The 16,333-nt window shown below is 54.3% G+C and carries 18 protein-coding genes and 2 tRNA genes; all 20 read left to right on the top strand.

The features are described from left to right. Positions 1-4 precede the first annotated feature (4 nt). The gene (locus tag HMPREF0721_RS07385; RefSeq protein ID WP_006599047.1) at positions 5-319 is read left to right on the top strand and encodes a EutN/CcmL family microcompartment protein; all 315 of its coding nucleotides are present in this window, start codon (positions 5-7) and stop codon (positions 317-319) included. Continuing rightward, the gene (locus HMPREF0721_RS07380) at positions 297-1,667 is read left to right on the top strand and encodes a 4Fe-4S dicluster domain-containing protein (protein WP_006599046.1); all 1,371 of its coding nucleotides are present in this window, start codon (positions 297-299) and stop codon (positions 1,665-1,667) included. The genes HMPREF0721_RS07385 and HMPREF0721_RS07380 overlap by 23 nt, the downstream gene beginning before the upstream one ends. Then, the gene (locus HMPREF0721_RS07375; protein WP_006599045.1) at positions 1,664-2,203 is read left to right on the top strand and encodes a BMC domain-containing protein; all 540 of its coding nucleotides are present in this window, start codon (positions 1,664-1,666) and stop codon (positions 2,201-2,203) included. Before HMPREF0721_RS07380 ends, HMPREF0721_RS07375 begins: the two co-directional genes overlap by 4 nt. Positions 2,204-2,244: 41 nt before the next feature. Further along, positions 2,245-3,501 carry an ethanolamine utilization protein EutH gene (locus HMPREF0721_RS07370; protein WP_006599044.1) on the top strand — a complete coding sequence of 419 codons (1,257 nt, stop codon included), beginning with the start codon at positions 2,245-2,247 and terminating at the stop codon, positions 3,499-3,501. Continuing rightward, on the top strand, positions 3,498-3,932 hold the full coding sequence (locus tag HMPREF0721_RS07365; protein WP_006599043.1) for a cupin domain-containing protein: 435 nt from the start codon (positions 3,498-3,500) through the stop codon (positions 3,930-3,932). The genes HMPREF0721_RS07370 and HMPREF0721_RS07365 overlap by 4 nt, the downstream gene beginning before the upstream one ends. 402 nt (positions 3,933-4,334) lie before the next feature. Beyond that, positions 4,335-5,399: a branched-chain amino acid aminotransferase gene (locus HMPREF0721_RS07360; protein ID WP_006599041.1), complete on the top strand. Its 1,065-nt coding sequence runs from the start codon at positions 4,335-4,337 to the stop codon at positions 5,397-5,399. Between the two features lie 111 nt (positions 5,400-5,510). Beyond that, positions 5,511-5,599, top strand: a tRNA-Ser gene (locus HMPREF0721_RS07355). Positions 5,600-5,663: 64 nt separating this feature from the next. Further along, positions 5,664-5,755, top strand: a tRNA-Ser gene (locus HMPREF0721_RS07350). Between the two features lie 657 nt (positions 5,756-6,412). Next, on the top strand, positions 6,413-7,171 hold the full coding sequence (locus HMPREF0721_RS07345; RefSeq protein WP_006599038.1) for an energy-coupling factor ABC transporter permease: 759 nt from the start codon (positions 6,413-6,415) through the stop codon (positions 7,169-7,171). After that, on the top strand, positions 7,171-7,491 hold the full coding sequence (locus HMPREF0721_RS07340) for an energy-coupling factor ABC transporter substrate-binding protein (RefSeq protein WP_006599037.1): 321 nt from the start codon (positions 7,171-7,173) through the stop codon (positions 7,489-7,491). The genes HMPREF0721_RS07345 and HMPREF0721_RS07340 overlap by 1 nt, the downstream gene beginning before the upstream one ends. A gap of 113 nt (positions 7,492-7,604) precedes the next feature. Further along, a complete protein-coding gene (gene cbiQ / locus HMPREF0721_RS07335; RefSeq protein WP_006599036.1) occupies positions 7,605-8,540 on the top strand; it encodes a cobalt ECF transporter T component CbiQ in 936 nt (311 codons plus the stop codon). Next, complete coding sequence (locus HMPREF0721_RS07330; RefSeq protein ID WP_006599035.1) at positions 8,533-9,375, top strand: energy-coupling factor ABC transporter ATP-binding protein; 843 nt, start codon at positions 8,533-8,535, stop codon at positions 9,373-9,375. Before cbiQ ends, HMPREF0721_RS07330 begins: the two co-directional genes overlap by 8 nt. Positions 9,376-9,475: 100 nt before the next feature. Further along, a complete protein-coding gene (locus tag HMPREF0721_RS07325; RefSeq protein WP_006599034.1) occupies positions 9,476-10,855 on the top strand; it encodes a cobyrinic acid a,c-diamide synthase CobB in 1,380 nt (459 codons plus the stop codon). Beyond that, complete coding sequence (locus HMPREF0721_RS07320; RefSeq protein WP_006599033.1) at positions 10,848-11,741, top strand: GHMP family kinase ATP-binding protein; 894 nt, start codon at positions 10,848-10,850, stop codon at positions 11,739-11,741. Before HMPREF0721_RS07325 ends, HMPREF0721_RS07320 begins: the two co-directional genes overlap by 8 nt. A gap of 64 nt (positions 11,742-11,805) precedes the next feature. Further along, the gene (locus HMPREF0721_RS07315) at positions 11,806-12,447 is read left to right on the top strand and encodes a precorrin-8X methylmutase (RefSeq protein WP_006599032.1); all 642 of its coding nucleotides are present in this window, start codon (positions 11,806-11,808) and stop codon (positions 12,445-12,447) included. Between the two features lies 1 nt (position 12,448). Beyond that, positions 12,449-13,189, top strand: coding sequence for a precorrin-2 C(20)-methyltransferase (gene cobI / locus HMPREF0721_RS07310; protein ID WP_006599031.1), 741 nt, complete (start codon positions 12,449-12,451; stop codon positions 13,187-13,189). Positions 13,190-13,208: 19 nt separating this feature from the next. Next, positions 13,209-14,345 carry a cobalt-precorrin-5B (C(1))-methyltransferase CbiD gene (gene cbiD, locus HMPREF0721_RS07305; RefSeq protein ID WP_006599030.1) on the top strand — a complete coding sequence of 379 codons (1,137 nt, stop codon included), beginning with the start codon at positions 13,209-13,211 and terminating at the stop codon, positions 14,343-14,345. Beyond that, the gene (gene cbiE / locus HMPREF0721_RS07300; RefSeq protein ID WP_006599029.1) at positions 14,333-14,962 is read left to right on the top strand and encodes a precorrin-6y C5,15-methyltransferase (decarboxylating) subunit CbiE; all 630 of its coding nucleotides are present in this window, start codon (positions 14,333-14,335) and stop codon (positions 14,960-14,962) included. Before cbiD ends, cbiE begins: the two co-directional genes overlap by 13 nt. Further along, positions 14,955-15,530 carry a precorrin-6Y C5,15-methyltransferase (decarboxylating) subunit CbiT gene (gene cbiT, locus HMPREF0721_RS07295; RefSeq protein WP_006599028.1) on the top strand — a complete coding sequence of 192 codons (576 nt, stop codon included), beginning with the start codon at positions 14,955-14,957 and terminating at the stop codon, positions 15,528-15,530. The genes cbiE and cbiT overlap by 8 nt, the downstream gene beginning before the upstream one ends. A 32-nt stretch (positions 15,531-15,562) precedes the next feature. Continuing rightward, positions 15,563-16,315 carry a lysophospholipid acyltransferase family protein gene (locus HMPREF0721_RS07290; protein WP_006599027.1) on the top strand — a complete coding sequence of 251 codons (753 nt, stop codon included), beginning with the start codon at positions 15,563-15,565 and terminating at the stop codon, positions 16,313-16,315. Positions 16,316-16,333 lie beyond the last annotated feature (18 nt).

Here is a 16,333-nt window from a genome sequence, read left to right as displayed (position 1 = left end):
GACAGTGAAGGTCGGCAAGATTATCGGCAGCGTTTGGGCCACGCAAAAAGAGCCGCGGCTCTCCGGGCTAAAGCTTTTGCTCGTTCAGCCAATGCTGTCGGCAGAAAAAAATCCGACGGCGGTTCCATTTGTAGCCGCCGATATGGTGGGCGCCGGCATCGGCGAATGGGTGATTGTCGTTTCCGGCAGCTCGGCGCGAAGCGCGACTGGTGACAATCGCACGCCGGTGGACGCGTCGGTCGTGGGCATTATTGACGATATGGATGTGGATGCGGCTTGCTGGAAGGAAAAAAACCATGGATTTACTGGAAAAAGTTAAACAGGCCGGCGTGATCGGCGCCGGCGGGGCCGGCTTTCCGACGCATGTCAAGCTTGGGGCATCGGCCGAATATTTTATCGTCAACGCACTCGAATGCGAGCCCCTTATTGCCGTGGATAAATATTGCTGCCGCGAACAAAGCGAACAGATCGTGGCGGGCACCCTCTTAGCTGCAGCGGCTGTGAACGCCCAGCACATTGTGATCGCCCTCAAAAAAACCTATCGGCGAGAAATCGAAAGCTTGCAGGCAGCGATTAATGCAGCCGGCGCGTCGATTGAACTTTTTAAGATGGCGCCCTTTTATCCGGCCGGAGATGAGCAGATTGTCGTTCAGGCGGTAACGGGAAAAAGCATCCCTGAAAGAGGATTGCCGTCAGCTGTCGGGGCGGTAGTCGATAATGTGGGGACTGTTTGCGGGATTGCCCAGGCAGCCGCGGGAGCGCCGGTCACCCAAAAGACGCTGTCCGTGATCGGCGCAGTGCCCAAGCCGCTGATTTTAACGGTGCCGATCGGAACACCGGTGACGGATTGTCTGGCCCTTGCCGGCGGGATGCCGAAAGGGGCCGCGGTGATTCTCGGCGGCCCGATGATGGGGCGAATGATTTGGCAAGAAGACGCCCTTGCTGAAGAAGTGGTAAGCAAAACGCTGGGCAACCTGCTGGTGCTTCCGAAAAATCATTTTTTGGCGGCGCATCGTCAACTTTCTATTCGCCAGATGAAACGACAGGCGATGGCCGCGTGCATTCAGTGCCGGATGTGCACCGATCTTTGCCCGCGGCAATTGATCGGCCATCGGGTGACGCCTCACCGTGTGATGCGCAACGCTTTTAAAGAGGCGGCGCTGACGGCTGATGCCGATTATTTGTCGGCTTACGGCAGCGTGGTCAATTGCTGCGGATGCGGCGTCTGCGAGATGTTTGCCTGCCCGATGGGGCTGTCGCCCAAACGCATCAACGATTATTTCAAAGGCCAGCTGCGGGAACGCAAATTAGCGCCGGAATTCAGTCAGACGCCGAAGGCCAGCCCGATGATTGATTTCAGACGCGTGCCGACAAATCGGCTGATTGCGCGCCTGGGCCTTTCGGAATACCAAGGACAAAATCTCGAAGTGGCGGACCATAAGCCAAATGAAGTGCGGATCCCGCTCAATACCCACATTGGCGCACCGGCCAAACCGGTGGTTATTTTGGGAGAAGAAGTGGCTCGGGGAACATTGATTGGCGAAGCGACGGGTGCCGTTTCAGCCAATGTTCACAGCAGCATTGATGGCATCGTGACAGCCATCGATGAATGCCGCATAACCATTACCAAAGAAAAAGAGATGCGAAGAAAAGGAGAAGACCGATGAGACGAGCGCTTGGTATGATCGAATTAAACAGCATTGCTCGGGGAATCCGCGCGACGGACGAAATGCTCAAGGCGTCTCAGGTTGATCTGGTGCGATCATTAACCGTATGTCCCGGTAAATACATCGTCATTATTGCCGGGGAGGTCGGTGAGGTAGAAGCATCCATGAAAGCCGGCAAACAACTGGCGGCGGCATACACGGTTAATACACTGTTAATTCCGAATATCCACGAGCAACTGGTGCCCGCGTTGATGGGAACGACACAAGTCGTTAAGCCCGAGGCCCTTGGCGTTTTGGAATTTTATTCCATTGCATCGGCGATTACCGCTGCGGATACCGCAGCCAAAGCGGCTCAGATTCAGTTGATAGAAGTTCGCATCGGCTACGCGATTGGCGGCAAGGGATTCGTAACCCTCACAGGGGATGTTGGAGCCGTCAAGGCAGCGGTGTCTGCCGCTGAAGACGATCGGGATCTGCTGGTGGAAACCACCGTGATTCCGCGGCCGGCCATGCCTTTAACCGATGCCTTAATGTGACGTGAAAGCAAATAACATAGAGAACGAAAGAGGACAAAGAGATGTTTAATGAGTTAGTGAGCAATCTGACCAATACGGCGGTTTTCACAAAAAGCGTCAGCCATTGGGTGTCGCACTTATCGATCAATGCGGTGATCATCATGATCATGATGATTTTCATGATCATCGGCGCCGTTGACAAAATGCGGGGCAACAAGCTTGGCTACGGCGAACAGTTTGAAGAAGGGTTCAACGCGATGGGGCCTTTGGCGATGGCTATGGCGGGCGTCGTCGCGGCAGCCCCGGTGCTGGCCATTATTCTCAAGCCCATCATCGTGCCGATTTATCGGTTTTTCGGGGCGGATGCGTCGATGTTCGCGACAACCTTGCTCGCCTGTGATATGGGCGGATATCCATTAGCCATGAAGATGGCAGCAAATGCGACGCTTGGAAATTTTTCAGGTTTGATTCTGGGATCTATGATGGGACCGACCATTGTTTTTACCATTCCGGTGGCTTTGTCCATCATTAAAAAGCAGGATCGCCCTTATTTAGGCGCTGGTATTTTAGCCGGCTTGATCACGATTCCCATCGGCTGTATTGCGGGGGGATTGGTGATGAACCTCACAGAATATAAAATCAGTATCGGAACGATTTTGGTTAATCTGATTCCAGTTATTATCATCGCCGGACTCATCGTGATTGGGCTGTGGTTTAAGCCCGACAAGATGATCAACGGGTTTAATGTTTTTGGTAAGGCCGTGACTATCATTATCACATTTTTTACGGCGGTGGCCGTCTTTGAATATGAAACCGGTATTCGTTTCCCGCTGATGAATCTGATGGTCAAACCGGATGCGAATGGGACGATTCCGTTGGAATCGGGCCTATTGGTCTGCGGGACGATTGCCATTGTGCTGATCGGCGCTTTTCCGATGGTCAAATGGATTACGGATACTTTTGGCGGCGCGCTACAGAAGGTCGGCCAGAAACTCGGTATTGACGAAAATAGTTCCGCCGGCTTAGTGGCCAATCTGGCCAATAACATTGCGATGTTTAATATCATGGATAAAATGAACGCTAAAGGCAAACTGCTCAACGTGGCTTTTGCCGTGTCGGCAGCCTTTGTTTTCGGCGATCATTTGGGATTTACAGCCGGTGTTAATCCGAAGATGATTTTTCCGGTGATTGTGGGCAAGCTTGTTGCCGGGATCACCGCGCTCATACTGGCCAATATGTTAGCGCCGAAACTTTTGGGGAAAATTCAAGGCGGTCAAACAGCAGACTCGGCAACGGAACAAACGGGAGGTGACCAATGAACGTAACAGAAGCCTTAATTGCAGATATTGTGCATCGGGTAATGGAAGCCGGCGATTTTCTTCAGGGCGATCAGCCCTTTAAGAAAGAAAGGGATCCCAGCGGGATAACCCATATTCAAGTATCAACCGTGAAATGTGAACCTTTTGAAGGCAGAGAAGATGTGCGCTTAAAAGACGTGATGACGCTTGAGGAGGCGCCGCGCATGGGGGCCGGCGTCATGGAAGTCGACCATACGGATTTTGAATGGACATTAAGCTACGACGAATATGACATGGTTCTCGAAGGAACCTTGGAAATTGTGATCGACGAACGGGTCGTGTGCGGAGAGGCCGGGGATATACTTTATATCCCCAAAGGCAGCCATATTCATTTTCGTTCGCCCGACAAGGCGCGTTTTGCCTATTTTGTTTATCCGGCGGACTGGCAATGACAAACCGTATTTTGGTTTTGCAGCTGCATCAAGCGGCTGCAGACCTTTTGAAAAAATAATATTGACATGGTGCTTAGCGAATCACCCGGCGCAGTCCACACACCACCGTGCCGGATGTTCGGATAGGAATCACACCTCCATATCCATATAAATTTCGGGGAATACCCGGCAGGCACCGCCTCATAAAACCATCGGTTTTCATCAAATCGTCCGATGGTTTTTTTGATGATTGCATCTTTAAGATGAGTTTATCGAAAATCATGTACGCCAAAAAATACATAAAAATGCAAAGGAGGACTTGTCGATTGTATACATGATTGATACAATAAAAACAATGTATAAATCACCATGCGACAAGCTGTCGCCGTTTGGCGAATCTGATAAACGAAGAGGAGAACCATCATGGAAATCAAGGTTACCAAAACGACCCATCCCAAAGAAAAGCCGGATCAAAATCATTTGCCCTTTGGCCGGATTTTTACCGACCACATGTTCACAATGGATTATGATGCCGGAAAAGGCTGGCACAACGCCCAGATCGAGCCTTACGGCCCGATCACGCTGGAACCGTCCGCCTGCGTTTTTCATTACGCCCAGGAAGTATTTGAAGGGCTGAAGGCCTATAAGACGCCGGAAGGGCATGTGCAGATGTTTCGCCCGACGGAAAATCTCGCGCGGATGAACCGTTCCAACAAGCGGATGTGTATTCCGGAAATTGACGAGGCTTTCGTGCTTGATGCCCTCAAGCAGCTGGTAGCGCTTGACCAGGACTGGATCCCAACCGCTCCCGGCACGGCGCTTTATATCCGCCCCTTTGTATTTGCAACGGAAGAATACATCGGCGTCCACGTGTCCAATAGCTATAAATTTTTCATCATCCTTTGCCCGGTCGGCGCCTATTACGAAGAAGGCCTTAAACCGGCGATGATGCATATCGAGCAGGTTTATGCCCGGACGGTGGTCGGCGGCACCGGGGAAGCCAAATGCGGCGGCAACTATGCCGGATCGCTGGCGGCGACCGAAAAAGCCAACGCCGAAGGCTATGAAGAAACCCTGTGGCTCGACGGGGCCACCCGCAAAAACATCGAAGAAGTCGGCTCCTGCAACGTGATGTTCCGCATCGACGGCAAGTTTGTTACGCCCAAGCTGACGGGCACCATCCTGCCGGGGATCACCCGCAAGTCCATCATCGAACTGCTCAGAAGCTGGGGCGAAACCGTCGAAGAACGGGTGCTGCCCATCGAAGAGCTGGTAGCCGATTATCATGCGGGCAAAGTTGAAGAAGTCTTTGGCATGGGGACGGCGGCCGTTGTGGCGCCTATCGGCAAACTCAACTACAATGGCGAGGATATGGTTTTTAACGATGATCAGATCGGTCCCTACGCGCAGAAGGTTTATGACACCCTCTGCGGCATTCAGCGCGGCATTGTGGAAGACAGCTTCGGCTGGGTTGAAAAGGTCTGTTGAAGGCGATTTTGGCGGATCTGATAGAGAAATGCACCAATAAAAATCTTGACAGGGGAGAAGACCCCTGTTATAATTTTTGTTGTGCATTTCCGGCGATGCAGGAATGTCCGCCGAGAGGTATCGAAGTGGTCATAACGAGGCGGTCTTGAAAACCGTTTGGGCGCAAGCCCGCGTGGGTTCGAATCCCACCCTCTCGGCCATGATAATAGAATAAACGGGAGTCGTACAAAACCCATCAGTCGGGAGCGGCGATCCGCGAGGCATGGAGAAGTACTCAAGTTGGCTGAAGAGGCGCCCCTGCTAAGGGTGTAGGTCGTTAACGCGGCGCGAGGGTTCAAATCCCTCCTTCTCCGCCATTTTAAAATTGAAGCGAAGTCCTTTGGGGGCTTCGTTTTTCTTTGCGGGAAATCAGCCGGCTGCGGACGAGGAATCGGGAGTGGGCGGCATCACAAATGTAAAAAATGGAACAAATCGCTTTGGCGGATGTTGCAATTTGTAAAATAGAGCACCGGCAAAAGCAAAAAAGTATAGGCAATGAAAATAGTTGCAGGAATTTTAAGGATAATTATCGGCAAAATGCATGAAAATGATTGAAAAACCTAACAAGTTGTCATTAAACAATGAATAAATGAACATATAAAAATCGAAAATGTTGTTCTCGCGTTTAAAGCATGTCAATTCAAAATCTGTGCCAAAAAATTCATCAGATGGATCGGCAAATTTGACCACTAATCTTGACAGATTATAAGGTGATAGGTATGATCTAAAGCAATATAAAATTCGTGGCTCATTAGGATCCGCACTGGCGCAGAAATAGCGTTAATGCACCGTTATCCGTTAGCGTTCTCGCCATATGATTGTCTGGGAAAACATAATCCTGTAATAATTATCTTTTGATTATTCGCAAAAGACGCGGTGGGGGAAGTGACGGCGTTTGGCGAAGTCTCAGGGGATCGTTTTGAGGGAAGTCTTTGAGCGTGTGATTTTTATAAATTCTTATTAGGAGGTTTCTTATGTCACAATCTTTGTCTAAGAAGCAAAAATGGATCGTTGCGGCGTCCATCGCCTTTGCCGTTTGTTTCGGCGTGATGCCGGCGGCAAACGCCATGCACATTATGGAAGGTTACCTTCCGGCCAGTCTTTGTGTATTCTGGGGTGTGGTGGCGTTGCCGTTTGTCATCTGGGGTTTTTTCTCCATTCGTAAAACGGTCAATGCGAATCGCCGCACCATTTCGCTGATGGCCATGGCCGGTGCTTTCATCTTTGTGATTTCTTCTCTGAAGATTCCGTCTGTGACGGGCTCCTGTTCGCACATGACCGGGACGGGCCTCGGCGCGTTGCTCTTCGGGCCGGCCGCGGTGGCTGTTCTCGGCTTGATTGTGCTGCTGTTTCAAGCCATTTTGTTGGCGCACGGCGGCTTGACCACCATTGGGGCGAATTGTTTCTCGATGGCCATTGCGGGGCCGTTCGTTTCTTTCGGCCTTTACAAACTGATGGACAAAGCGCATGTTAACCGCAAAGTGAATATCTTCCTGGCTTGCGCCTTAGGGGATCTTTTCACCTATTGCGTGACGGCCGTGCAGATGGCGTGGGCTCATCATTCCAATGTCGGTTTTGGGGCAGCTTTCGTTTCCAATATGGGTGTTTACGCTGCGACTCAGGTGCCGCTGGCGATCATCGAAGGGATTCTGTCGGTCATCATCATCATGGCGCTCGAATCTTATGCCACGGCTGAAATGAAGGCGATTGGTTTCTTGGGAGGAGCAGAATAATGTCTAAAAACAAAAAAACAGCTTTAATCCTGTTGCTCGTGTGTGTGGCGATTGCAGTGATTCCATTCTTCGCATTGTCCGGCAAGGCCGAATTCGGCGGCTCTGACGATGCCGGCGGAACCCTGGTCGAAAAGAACGACAGTTCCTACAAAGCCTGGGCCACACCGGTTTTGGAAAAGGCCATCGGCGGTGAACTGCCGGGCGAAGTTGAATCGTTGCTCTTCTGTGTGCAGACGGGCATCGGCGTTGGCATTATGGCGTTTTTCCTGGGACGTTTTGTCGAACGCAAAAAGCTCGGCAAAGAAGATCAGGAACTTTAAGGCTTTGTGCCCAAATTGATAAAAGCATTGAGGGGCTGGGAGGCGTTCGCGCCTTTCAGCCCCTCTTTATAGCAGCATGCCTACATGCTGCCGGGCTTTTGAAAGGTCTGAAAATGAAATTGAATGTTACCCATTTTTTGTGGCTGGTGCCGCCCTTGTTATTGCTGATCGGCGGAGGGATTTACAAGGTCTATCGGCATCGCGGTGAGGCCCGTCACCGTCATGGCGGCTTTGGACACAAACATGGCGAGTCGACCCTGTCGATTGATATCTATGCCTATAATTCTGCCATTTCCGAATGGAATCCTTCGTTTAAAATCGGATTTGGTATTATTTTACTGCTGATGTGTATCATTTCAAACAATCCCTACGTTTCCTTCAGCATTATCCTGTTCACCTTTTTTGTGACGGTGGTTCTCGGCGGATTAGATCTGCACAACTACATCAGCCTCTTGACGATTCCATTGGTCTTCATGATCGCCGGGTCCATTTTTGTCCTGTTTGAATTTTCGAAGACACCCTACGATAACGCGCTGATTAATTTTTTCGCGCATTGGGGATATGTGATCATCACGCCCCAAACGCTTTATAACACGGCGATTTTGTGGAGCAAGGCTTTCGGTGCCATTTCTGCCATGTATATGATGTCACTGTCCACCATGTCGGGCGAGATTTTTTCGGTGCTCAAAAAATGCCACGTGCCGAAGCTGATTATCGAACTGATGAATATGATGTACCGCTTTATCTTTATCCTGCTGGATACCAACAGCAAGATGCGCAATTCGGCGGAATCTCGGCTGGGCTATACCGATTTTAGAAAGGCGCTGTATTCCTTCGGCAGCACGGCCAGCAATCTTTTTGTGGTGTCGATGAAGCGGGGCAATCAGTTTTTCGACGCGATGGAGGCCCGCTGCTATGACGGCGACCTGCGCTTTCTCGAAGCGAAGAAACCCGTTACCCGGGCCCAGTGGCTCTGGGGGGCGCTGCCGCTGGCCTATTTTGTTTGCGTGTGGATCATGACTTTCCAAGGAGTGAATTTAAATGTCTGAACCGATTTTAAAGGTCAAAGATCTGACCTATACCTATTCCGGCAGCCATCAGGCTCTCAAGGGGATCACCCTGGACGTGATGCCGGGGGAGCGGGTTTGTGTCGTCGGGAACAACGGCGCCGGCAAATCCACCTTTTTTTTGAACATTAACGGTGTTTTGCGGCCGGATTCCGGCGAAATTTATTTTAAAGGTCAGAAAATCACCGATGACAAAAAGGTGATGAACGAGCTGCGCCGCGGCGTCGGCATCGTTTTTCAGGACGCGGACAATCAGATCATCGCGTCGACGGTCATGGGGGAAGTTTCCTTCGGACCGATGAACCTGGGCCTGCCGGAATCGGAAGTGGCGGCCCGGGTGGATGAGGCGCTGGCCTATATGAATATTTCCGACTTTAAAAAGCGGGCGCCCCATTATTGCAGCGGCGGCGAAAAGAAGCGCATCACCATCGCGGATATTATTGCCATGCATTCGGAGGTTATCGTCTTTGACGAGCCGACGGCCGCCTTGGATCCGCTGAACGCGGCGATGCTCGAAGAAGTGCTCGAAAAGCTGGTGGCCCAGCGCAAAACCCTGTTGATTTCCACTCACGACATGAACTTCGCTTATCGCTGGGCCGAACGGCTGATTGTTTTTTCCGACGGACGGGTGATTGCCGACGGCACACCGATTGAAATCATGCGTGACAAAGCCGTCTGCGAGCAGGCGAATCTGCGCCGGCCGACGATGCTCGACATCTATGAGGACATGATCGCCCACGGCATGGCGCCGGCCGACGGCAGCTATCCGAAGGATGTCGACGAGTTTAACGCCTGGCTGGAGAAGATTGCCCAATAAGTGGACGGTGTGCAAACATTTAACAAGAAATTTCATTTAAAGATGACGCGAAACGCGGTAAAATAAAAATGGCAGATAGCCAAACGAAAGGAGAGGGGCGATGCGCGGATTGATGCTGGCAGGAACCAATAGCAACGTCGGCAAAACGACGGTGACCATGGGCATCATGGCGGCTTTTAAGAAAAAAGGCTACCGCGTGATGCCGAGCAAAACCGGCCCGGATTATATCGATCCGATGTTTCATCATTTTGTGACCGGCGAAGCTTCGACCAATCTCGACACCTGGATGCTCGATCCCGAGATGATCAAGACTCTGTTCTGCCGCAGGCTCGGTCCGGAGGATCTGGCCGTGGTCGAAGGGGTTATGGGGCTTTACGACGGCGCTTCGTCCGGCGGGGAAATCGGCAGCTCGGCCTATTTGTCGAAAGTTTTGGGTCTGCCGGTGTTTCTGATCATCGACGGCCGGGGCATGTCCACCTCGGCGGCGGCTTTGGTAAAAGGCTATGCGGATTTTGATCCGGATGTGCATATCGCCGGGGTTATTGTCAACCGCATTGCTACGAAATCTCACTACGTTTTGGTGAAAACGGCCATCGAAGCACATACGGGGATTCCCTGTGTGGGGTGGCTGCCGAACGACGCGGCGCTGACCCTCGAGAGCCGTCACCTCGGGCTGATTCCGGCGGACGAGCTGGCGGATCTGCGCGGGAAGGTGGATCGCGCGGCGGATCTGGTGCTGGCGCATGTGGATATCGACCGCATGGCGGCGCGCTCCGGCATCAAGGCGCTGCCGGGCCGGCCGGATCCCTTTGAAGCCTATGGCGATGTGTACAGTGATCTGACCATCGCTTATGCCTGGGATAACGCCTTTAACTTTTATTATCGCGATAATTTTTCGGCACTGAAGACGCTGGGCGTCACGCTCGTGCCGTTTAGCCCTTTGGCGGCGGAAGATATTCCCGCGGAGGCCGACGGTCTTTATCTGGGCGGCGGTTTTCCCGAAATCTTCGGGAAAGCCTTTGAAGCCAACAGGACTTTTCGCGCGCGCCTTCGGAAGCGGCTCGAATCGGGGCTGCCCTGCTACGCCGAATGCGGCGGCCTGATGGCGCTGACCCGAAGCCTTGTGGACAAAGACGGCGAGCGCTATGCCGGTGTTGGTTTTTTGCCGGCGGACACGGTGATGACGGCGCGGCTGCAGCGCTTCGGCTATGTGGATGTGGCGGCGATGTTGGACGGCCGTCGCTGTCATTTTAAAGCTCATGAATTTCATCATAGCCTGGTGGAGGCGAAAATACCTATTCCTCAAATTTATCAATTGTCGAAGCGGGGCAAGACTTGGCAATGCGGTTATACTCGGTGCAATACCCTGGCCGGCTATCCCCACGTGCATTTTTATGCCGACGGGGCCGATCGTTTCCTGTTCGCACTGCTGGGCCGCGTGCGGCGGGCGAAGGCGGAAAGGACGGTTGGCCATGCGTAGGGTGACGGTCCGCGTGCCGGGTTCCTGCGGGGAACTCATTCAGGGGATTTACCGGGACGCGCCGTGCCTGGTATCCTGCCCTGTGGATCTGTACACCCGGGCGCGTGTCGAAGAGCGGCCGGCCGATCACTTTTTGCCGGACAAAGCGGTGCGGATCATGGACTGTTTTTTTGAGCGCTACGGTTTGCCGCGGGAAGAAAAGCATCGCATCAACATTGCGCTCAGCTCGGAGATTCCGACCGGCAAGGGGATGGCGAGCTCTACGGCGGATTTGGTGGCCGTGGCCACCGGCCTCGCGGCGTATTACGATCTGCGGGTCACCCCGTCGGACATTGCCGAACTATGCGTCGCCATCGAGCCGACGGACAACATCATGTTTCAGGATCTTAATCTTTTCAATTATATTAAAGGCGGCGTGATCCGGGACTTTCGCCGGGCGATGTCGGCGAAAATTCTCGCCGTCGATTTTGGCGGCTCGGTGGCAACGGTCGGCTTTCGCGGGCAGCGCTATGTTTACGACGCGGTGGACCGTGCCGCCTTTGCACAAATCGTAGCCGATTTCGAAACGGGGCTGGCCGCGGCAGATCTGCATCAAATGGGAGCCGCCTGCACCGAGAGCGCCAGGCTCAATCAAAAGGTGCTGTTTAAACCCTATCTGGAAACCATGATCGCGCTGTCCCGGCGCTATGGCGGCTGCGGCGTGGCCATCGGTCACAGCGGCACGGTTGTCGGCGTGATTTACGATGCGGCCGATTTTGATTACCGCGGCTTCATGACGGCCTGGATCAATCGTGTTCCTCAAAAAGATTACGAAGGGATTTATTTGAAGAACATGATCCCCGGCGGCTACCGCATCGAACAAACAGGCGACGCACTTTATCTTTAAAAGTCGGCAAGGCCTGTTAAAGAAATCGATGGCAAAATAATAGAAAAATTTTAAGGATAAACACATGAAAAACTACATTAATAATCCGCAGGCAATCGAGAAGCGCAGTTTTGAGATCATCGGTGAGGAATTGGGCAGCATTCACTTCCCTGAAGAGACAGACAGCATTGTCCGCCGGGTGATTCACACCACGGCCGATTTTGAATACGCAAGACTCATCGAGTTTAAAAACGACGCGGTGAACAGCGGTCTGAAGGCGCTGGCCGCCGGCAAGAAAATCTATGCCGATACGATGATGATCAAATCCGCGGTGAACAGCCGGGCCATGGCGATGCAGGGCGTTGAAATGGTCAACTACGTTCACGACGAAGATGTCCGGGCGGAGGCCAAAGAGCGGGGTGTGACCCGGTCGACGGTTGCCATGGAAAAGGCCATCAAGAACGGCGACATCGGGATTTTTGCCATCGGCAACGCGCCGACGGCCCTTTATCGTCTGATTGCGTTCATCAAGGACGGCGCTTCCAAGCCGGCGCTGATCGTCGGCGCACCCATCGGCTTTGTCGGGGCGGCCGAGTCCAAGAAGGCTTTAGACGAGCTTGACGATTTCGGCGTCCCCTATATTCGCATCAACGGGCGCAAGGGCGGCAGCCCGGTGGTCGGCGCGATTTTAAACGCGCTGTTGTATCGCTTGGGAAGGGAGTGGTAAGATGGCGGAAAGCAAAGGCGTTTTATACGGCATCGGCGTCGGTCCGGGGGATCCGGAACTGCTTACCGTCAAGGCCGTCCGTGCTATCGAAACGGCCGATGTGGTGATCAGCCCCACCGGGAAGATGGGCAAACCGAGCATCGCCTTTCGCATCGCAAGGTCTTATATTGCCGAGGACAAGCGCTGCATCACCATGGACTTTCCGATGCTGTCGCTGTCGGAAGAGCGGGAAGCGCTGGATGCCCGGTGGCAGGAAAACGCCGACGCGATTCACGCGATTTTGAAACGCGGCGAAAATGCGGTGTTTTTAACCTTAGGCGACCCCATGGTTTATTCCACTTATTCCTATGTGATGGCTTATTTGCTGCAGCGCGGCCTCGCAGTGGAGACCATCTCGGGGATCCCGTCGTTTTGCAATCTGGCAGCGCGGCTGAACATCCCGCTGACTCAGGGGGAAGAATCCCTGGGCGTAGTGGGCATGACCGAACCCATCGAAAGGGTTCGGGCGGTGCTCGACGCCCATCAGAACATCGTGGTGATGAAGGTCTCCGCGGGTAATGAAGCGCTGGCGAAAGAGTTGTCGGCCCGCGGCCTCGAACAGCATTTCGTAATGGTGTCCGATATCGGCATGACGAGTCAGCAGGTGACTACCGATATTCAGGCGCTGGCCGGCAAGGTGCCCTATTTATCGACGGTGCTCATCAAAAAGGGCGGATTTGGCGGCTTTGCGGCGTCAGAATAATTTTTGTAGGGAGCACCCGATGGGAAAATTCGAAAAATACATTGAAAAGGGCGGCAAGCGCATGCGCTACGGCTATACGACGGGATCCTGTGCGACGGCGGCATCCAAGGGGGCGGCGACGATGCTGCTCTCCGGGGAACGCCGGAATGCAATTACCATCGATACGCCCAAGGGTTGGCAGCTGGCCATCGACCTTTACGACATCGAGATGACGGCGGAAGCTGTGACCTGTTCGGTGATTAAAGATGCGGGGGACGACCCGGATGTCACCGATGGTATGCGCGTTTTTGCGACGGTGCGTCGGCAGACAGCGCCGGGTGTGACCTTTAAAGGCGGGCCGGGGGTCGGCAGAGTGACGCTTTCCGGGCTTTCGATTCCCGTCGGAGAGCCGGCCATCAACCCGACGCCCCGGGCGATGATGCGCCGGGAACTGGCAGTGGTGGCTAAAGACTTTGGCTATACCGGCGGTTTTGAAGTGACCATCGCCATGCCGGAAGGCATCGAGCTGGCCAAACGCACCTTTAATCCCAAACTTGGTGTGGTCGGCGGGCTGTCGGTTATCGGGACTTCCGGCGTTGTGACGCCGATGAGCGAAGAGTCATTGAAGGCCTCGATGAAACTGGAATTGTCGGTCCTGCGGGAGAAGGGATACGAGAATATTCTTTATGTGCCGGGGAATTATGGCGAGGATTTTGCCAAATCGCTGGGCCTCGACCGGGCACCGATGATTAAAATCAGCAACTTTGTGGGCTTTATGCTGGAGCAGGCCGAGCGCATGGGGGTGAAGCGAATCCTTTTCATTGGGCATCTGGGCAAACTCATCAAGGTGGCCGGAGGGATTTTTCAGACCCACTCGGCGGTGAGCGACGCCCGGATGGAAATTCTCGCGGCGAACGCGGCCTGGATGGGTGCGGACCGCGGCTGCATCGACCGCATCCTGCGCTGCACGACGACGGACGACGCCATTCCGATTATCCGGGAGGCGGGGATCGGCGGCTATTTCGATCATATTGCGCAGCGGGTAAAAGCGCGCTGCGAGGCCAAGGTTTACGGCAACGTGGCCTTTGAAGTGATCCTTTTCAGCCGGGAATATGGCCTGCTGGGGCAGACGGCCGGCGCTCGAGCGTTCAAGGAGTTTTTCGCATGTACAAAATAAAAGTGGTAAGCCTTGGGCCGGGGCACCCGGATTATATCCTGCCGGCGGCTAAGCGCGCCATCGCCGAGGCGGAGGTGATCTGCTGCGGCAGGCGTCACCTTGAAAGCTTTGATGCGGCGGGCAAAACCGTACACATTATCGGTACCGGCGGCGACAAACTGCCGGCGGTGATGGCGAAGGCCGCCGCGGTATATCCGACGCGAAAGACGGCGCTGGTCGTCTCGGGCGACTGCGGATTTTACAGCCTGCTGGACTACGCGCGCAAAGTCATCGGGCCGGAGCACATCGAAGCCCTGCCGGGAATTTCGTCACTGCAGTATTTGTTTGCGAAGATCGGTCGTCCCTGGCAGGATGCCGGACTGATGAGCCTGCACGGCCGGAATCAGGATTTGATCGGCGCGCTTGAAACCGCAGGGACCGTCGGCGTGCTCACCGACGCTGCCCACAACACCGCGGCCATCGCCCGCGAGCTGCTGGCTCACGGCTGCGGCGACAAGGTGCTCTATACCGGAGAGGATCTCTCCTATCCGGAAGAACGTATTACCAAATTAACGGCAGAGGAGGCACTGACATTCCAAGAACAAGGTATGTCGGTGGTGATTATAACCGATGAGTGAGATTGCAGTTTATTCAGACGAAGCTTATATCCGCGGCCAGGCGCCCATCACCAAACGGGAAATTCGGGTGCTGACCATTGCCCTTTTGGGCATCGAAGCGACGGATGTGGTGGTGGACATCGGCGCAGGCACCGGCGGCCTGACGATGGAGGCGGCCCATGCAGCCCGTGCCGGCCGGGTTTACGCAGTCGAGGCCAAGCCCGCAGCCCAGGCGCTGATTCGTCAAAATATCGAACGTTTTGATGCTTCTAATGTGACGCTTATCGAGGGCAAAGCGCCGCAGGCCCTCGGGGCCATTGGCGAGCCGGCAGATAAAATCATCGTCGGCGGGAGCGGCGGTGCCGTGGAAGACATCCTCGCCTGGTGCCGCGACCATCTGCGGGACGGCGGCCGGGTGGCGACGAATTTTATCACGCTGGAAAACGCGGCGCGGGCTAAGCTCTACCTGACGGCGCATTTTCAAAACGTGGAAGTGATTCAGGTCGGGATCAGCCGGGGCGAGCCTGTCGGAGGCTTAACGATGATGAAGGCGCAAAATCCGATTTACATCATCACGGCGGATAAATAAAGCCCGGGCGCCGAGGGAAAGAAGGACAGACATTGAGAACCATCATCTGGTTTATTTATTTTTGGCTGTATTTAATCGCGGCCTGGCCGGTGTATCTGCGGGCGCGTCATCTGGCGCGTCGCGGGCGGACCGAGGCGCATGACGCGCTGGTTCGAAAGGTAACCGGGAACTGGGCCAGGTGCCTGATCGCGCTGGCCGGCGGCCAAGTGCGCGTCGAGGGACTTGAACATCTGCCGGATGGGCCGGCGGTTTATGTTTCCAATCACCTGGGGTATTTTGATGTGCCTTTGGTGCTCGGCTATTTGGGCGACGATACCAAGCCGTTGATGGCCAAGGCGGGAATCGCAAGGCTCCCGCTGATCAACCAGTGGATGCGCGAGCTGCACTGTGTTTTTATCGATCGGGACAATCCGCGCAAGGCAATGGCGGCGCTTTCGGAAGCAGAGCACTGGGTGTCCGAAGGCTACGCCATGACCGTGTTCCCGGAGGGCACCCGCAGTGTCGACGGCCGTGTCGGCGAATTTAAAGCCGGCGCTTTTCGCATCGCGCAAAAAAATCAGGTGCCGGTGGTGCCGTTTGTGATCGCCGGGACCGATCGGATGATGCGCCGGGGGAGCCTTGCGGTACATCCGGCGGCGGTGACGTTAACGGTGCTGCCGCCCATCGACACGGCCGGTTTTTCCCGAAAGGATTGGAAGGCACTGCCCGAGCAGGCTCGGGCGCGCATCGTCGCGGCGCGGAACGCGCGCATCGATGAAGGTTGTGAAAAGGTAAAAAAGAGTTGAAAGAAGGTCGGGCGGCAG

Source organism: Pseudoramibacter alactolyticus ATCC 23263, assembly GCF_000185505.1.
Lineage (GTDB): Bacteria > Bacillota > Clostridia > Eubacteriales > Eubacteriaceae > Pseudoramibacter > Pseudoramibacter alactolyticus.
Note: the sequence above shows the minus strand (reverse complement) of the source record. Positions and strands in the feature narration are given on the sequence as shown.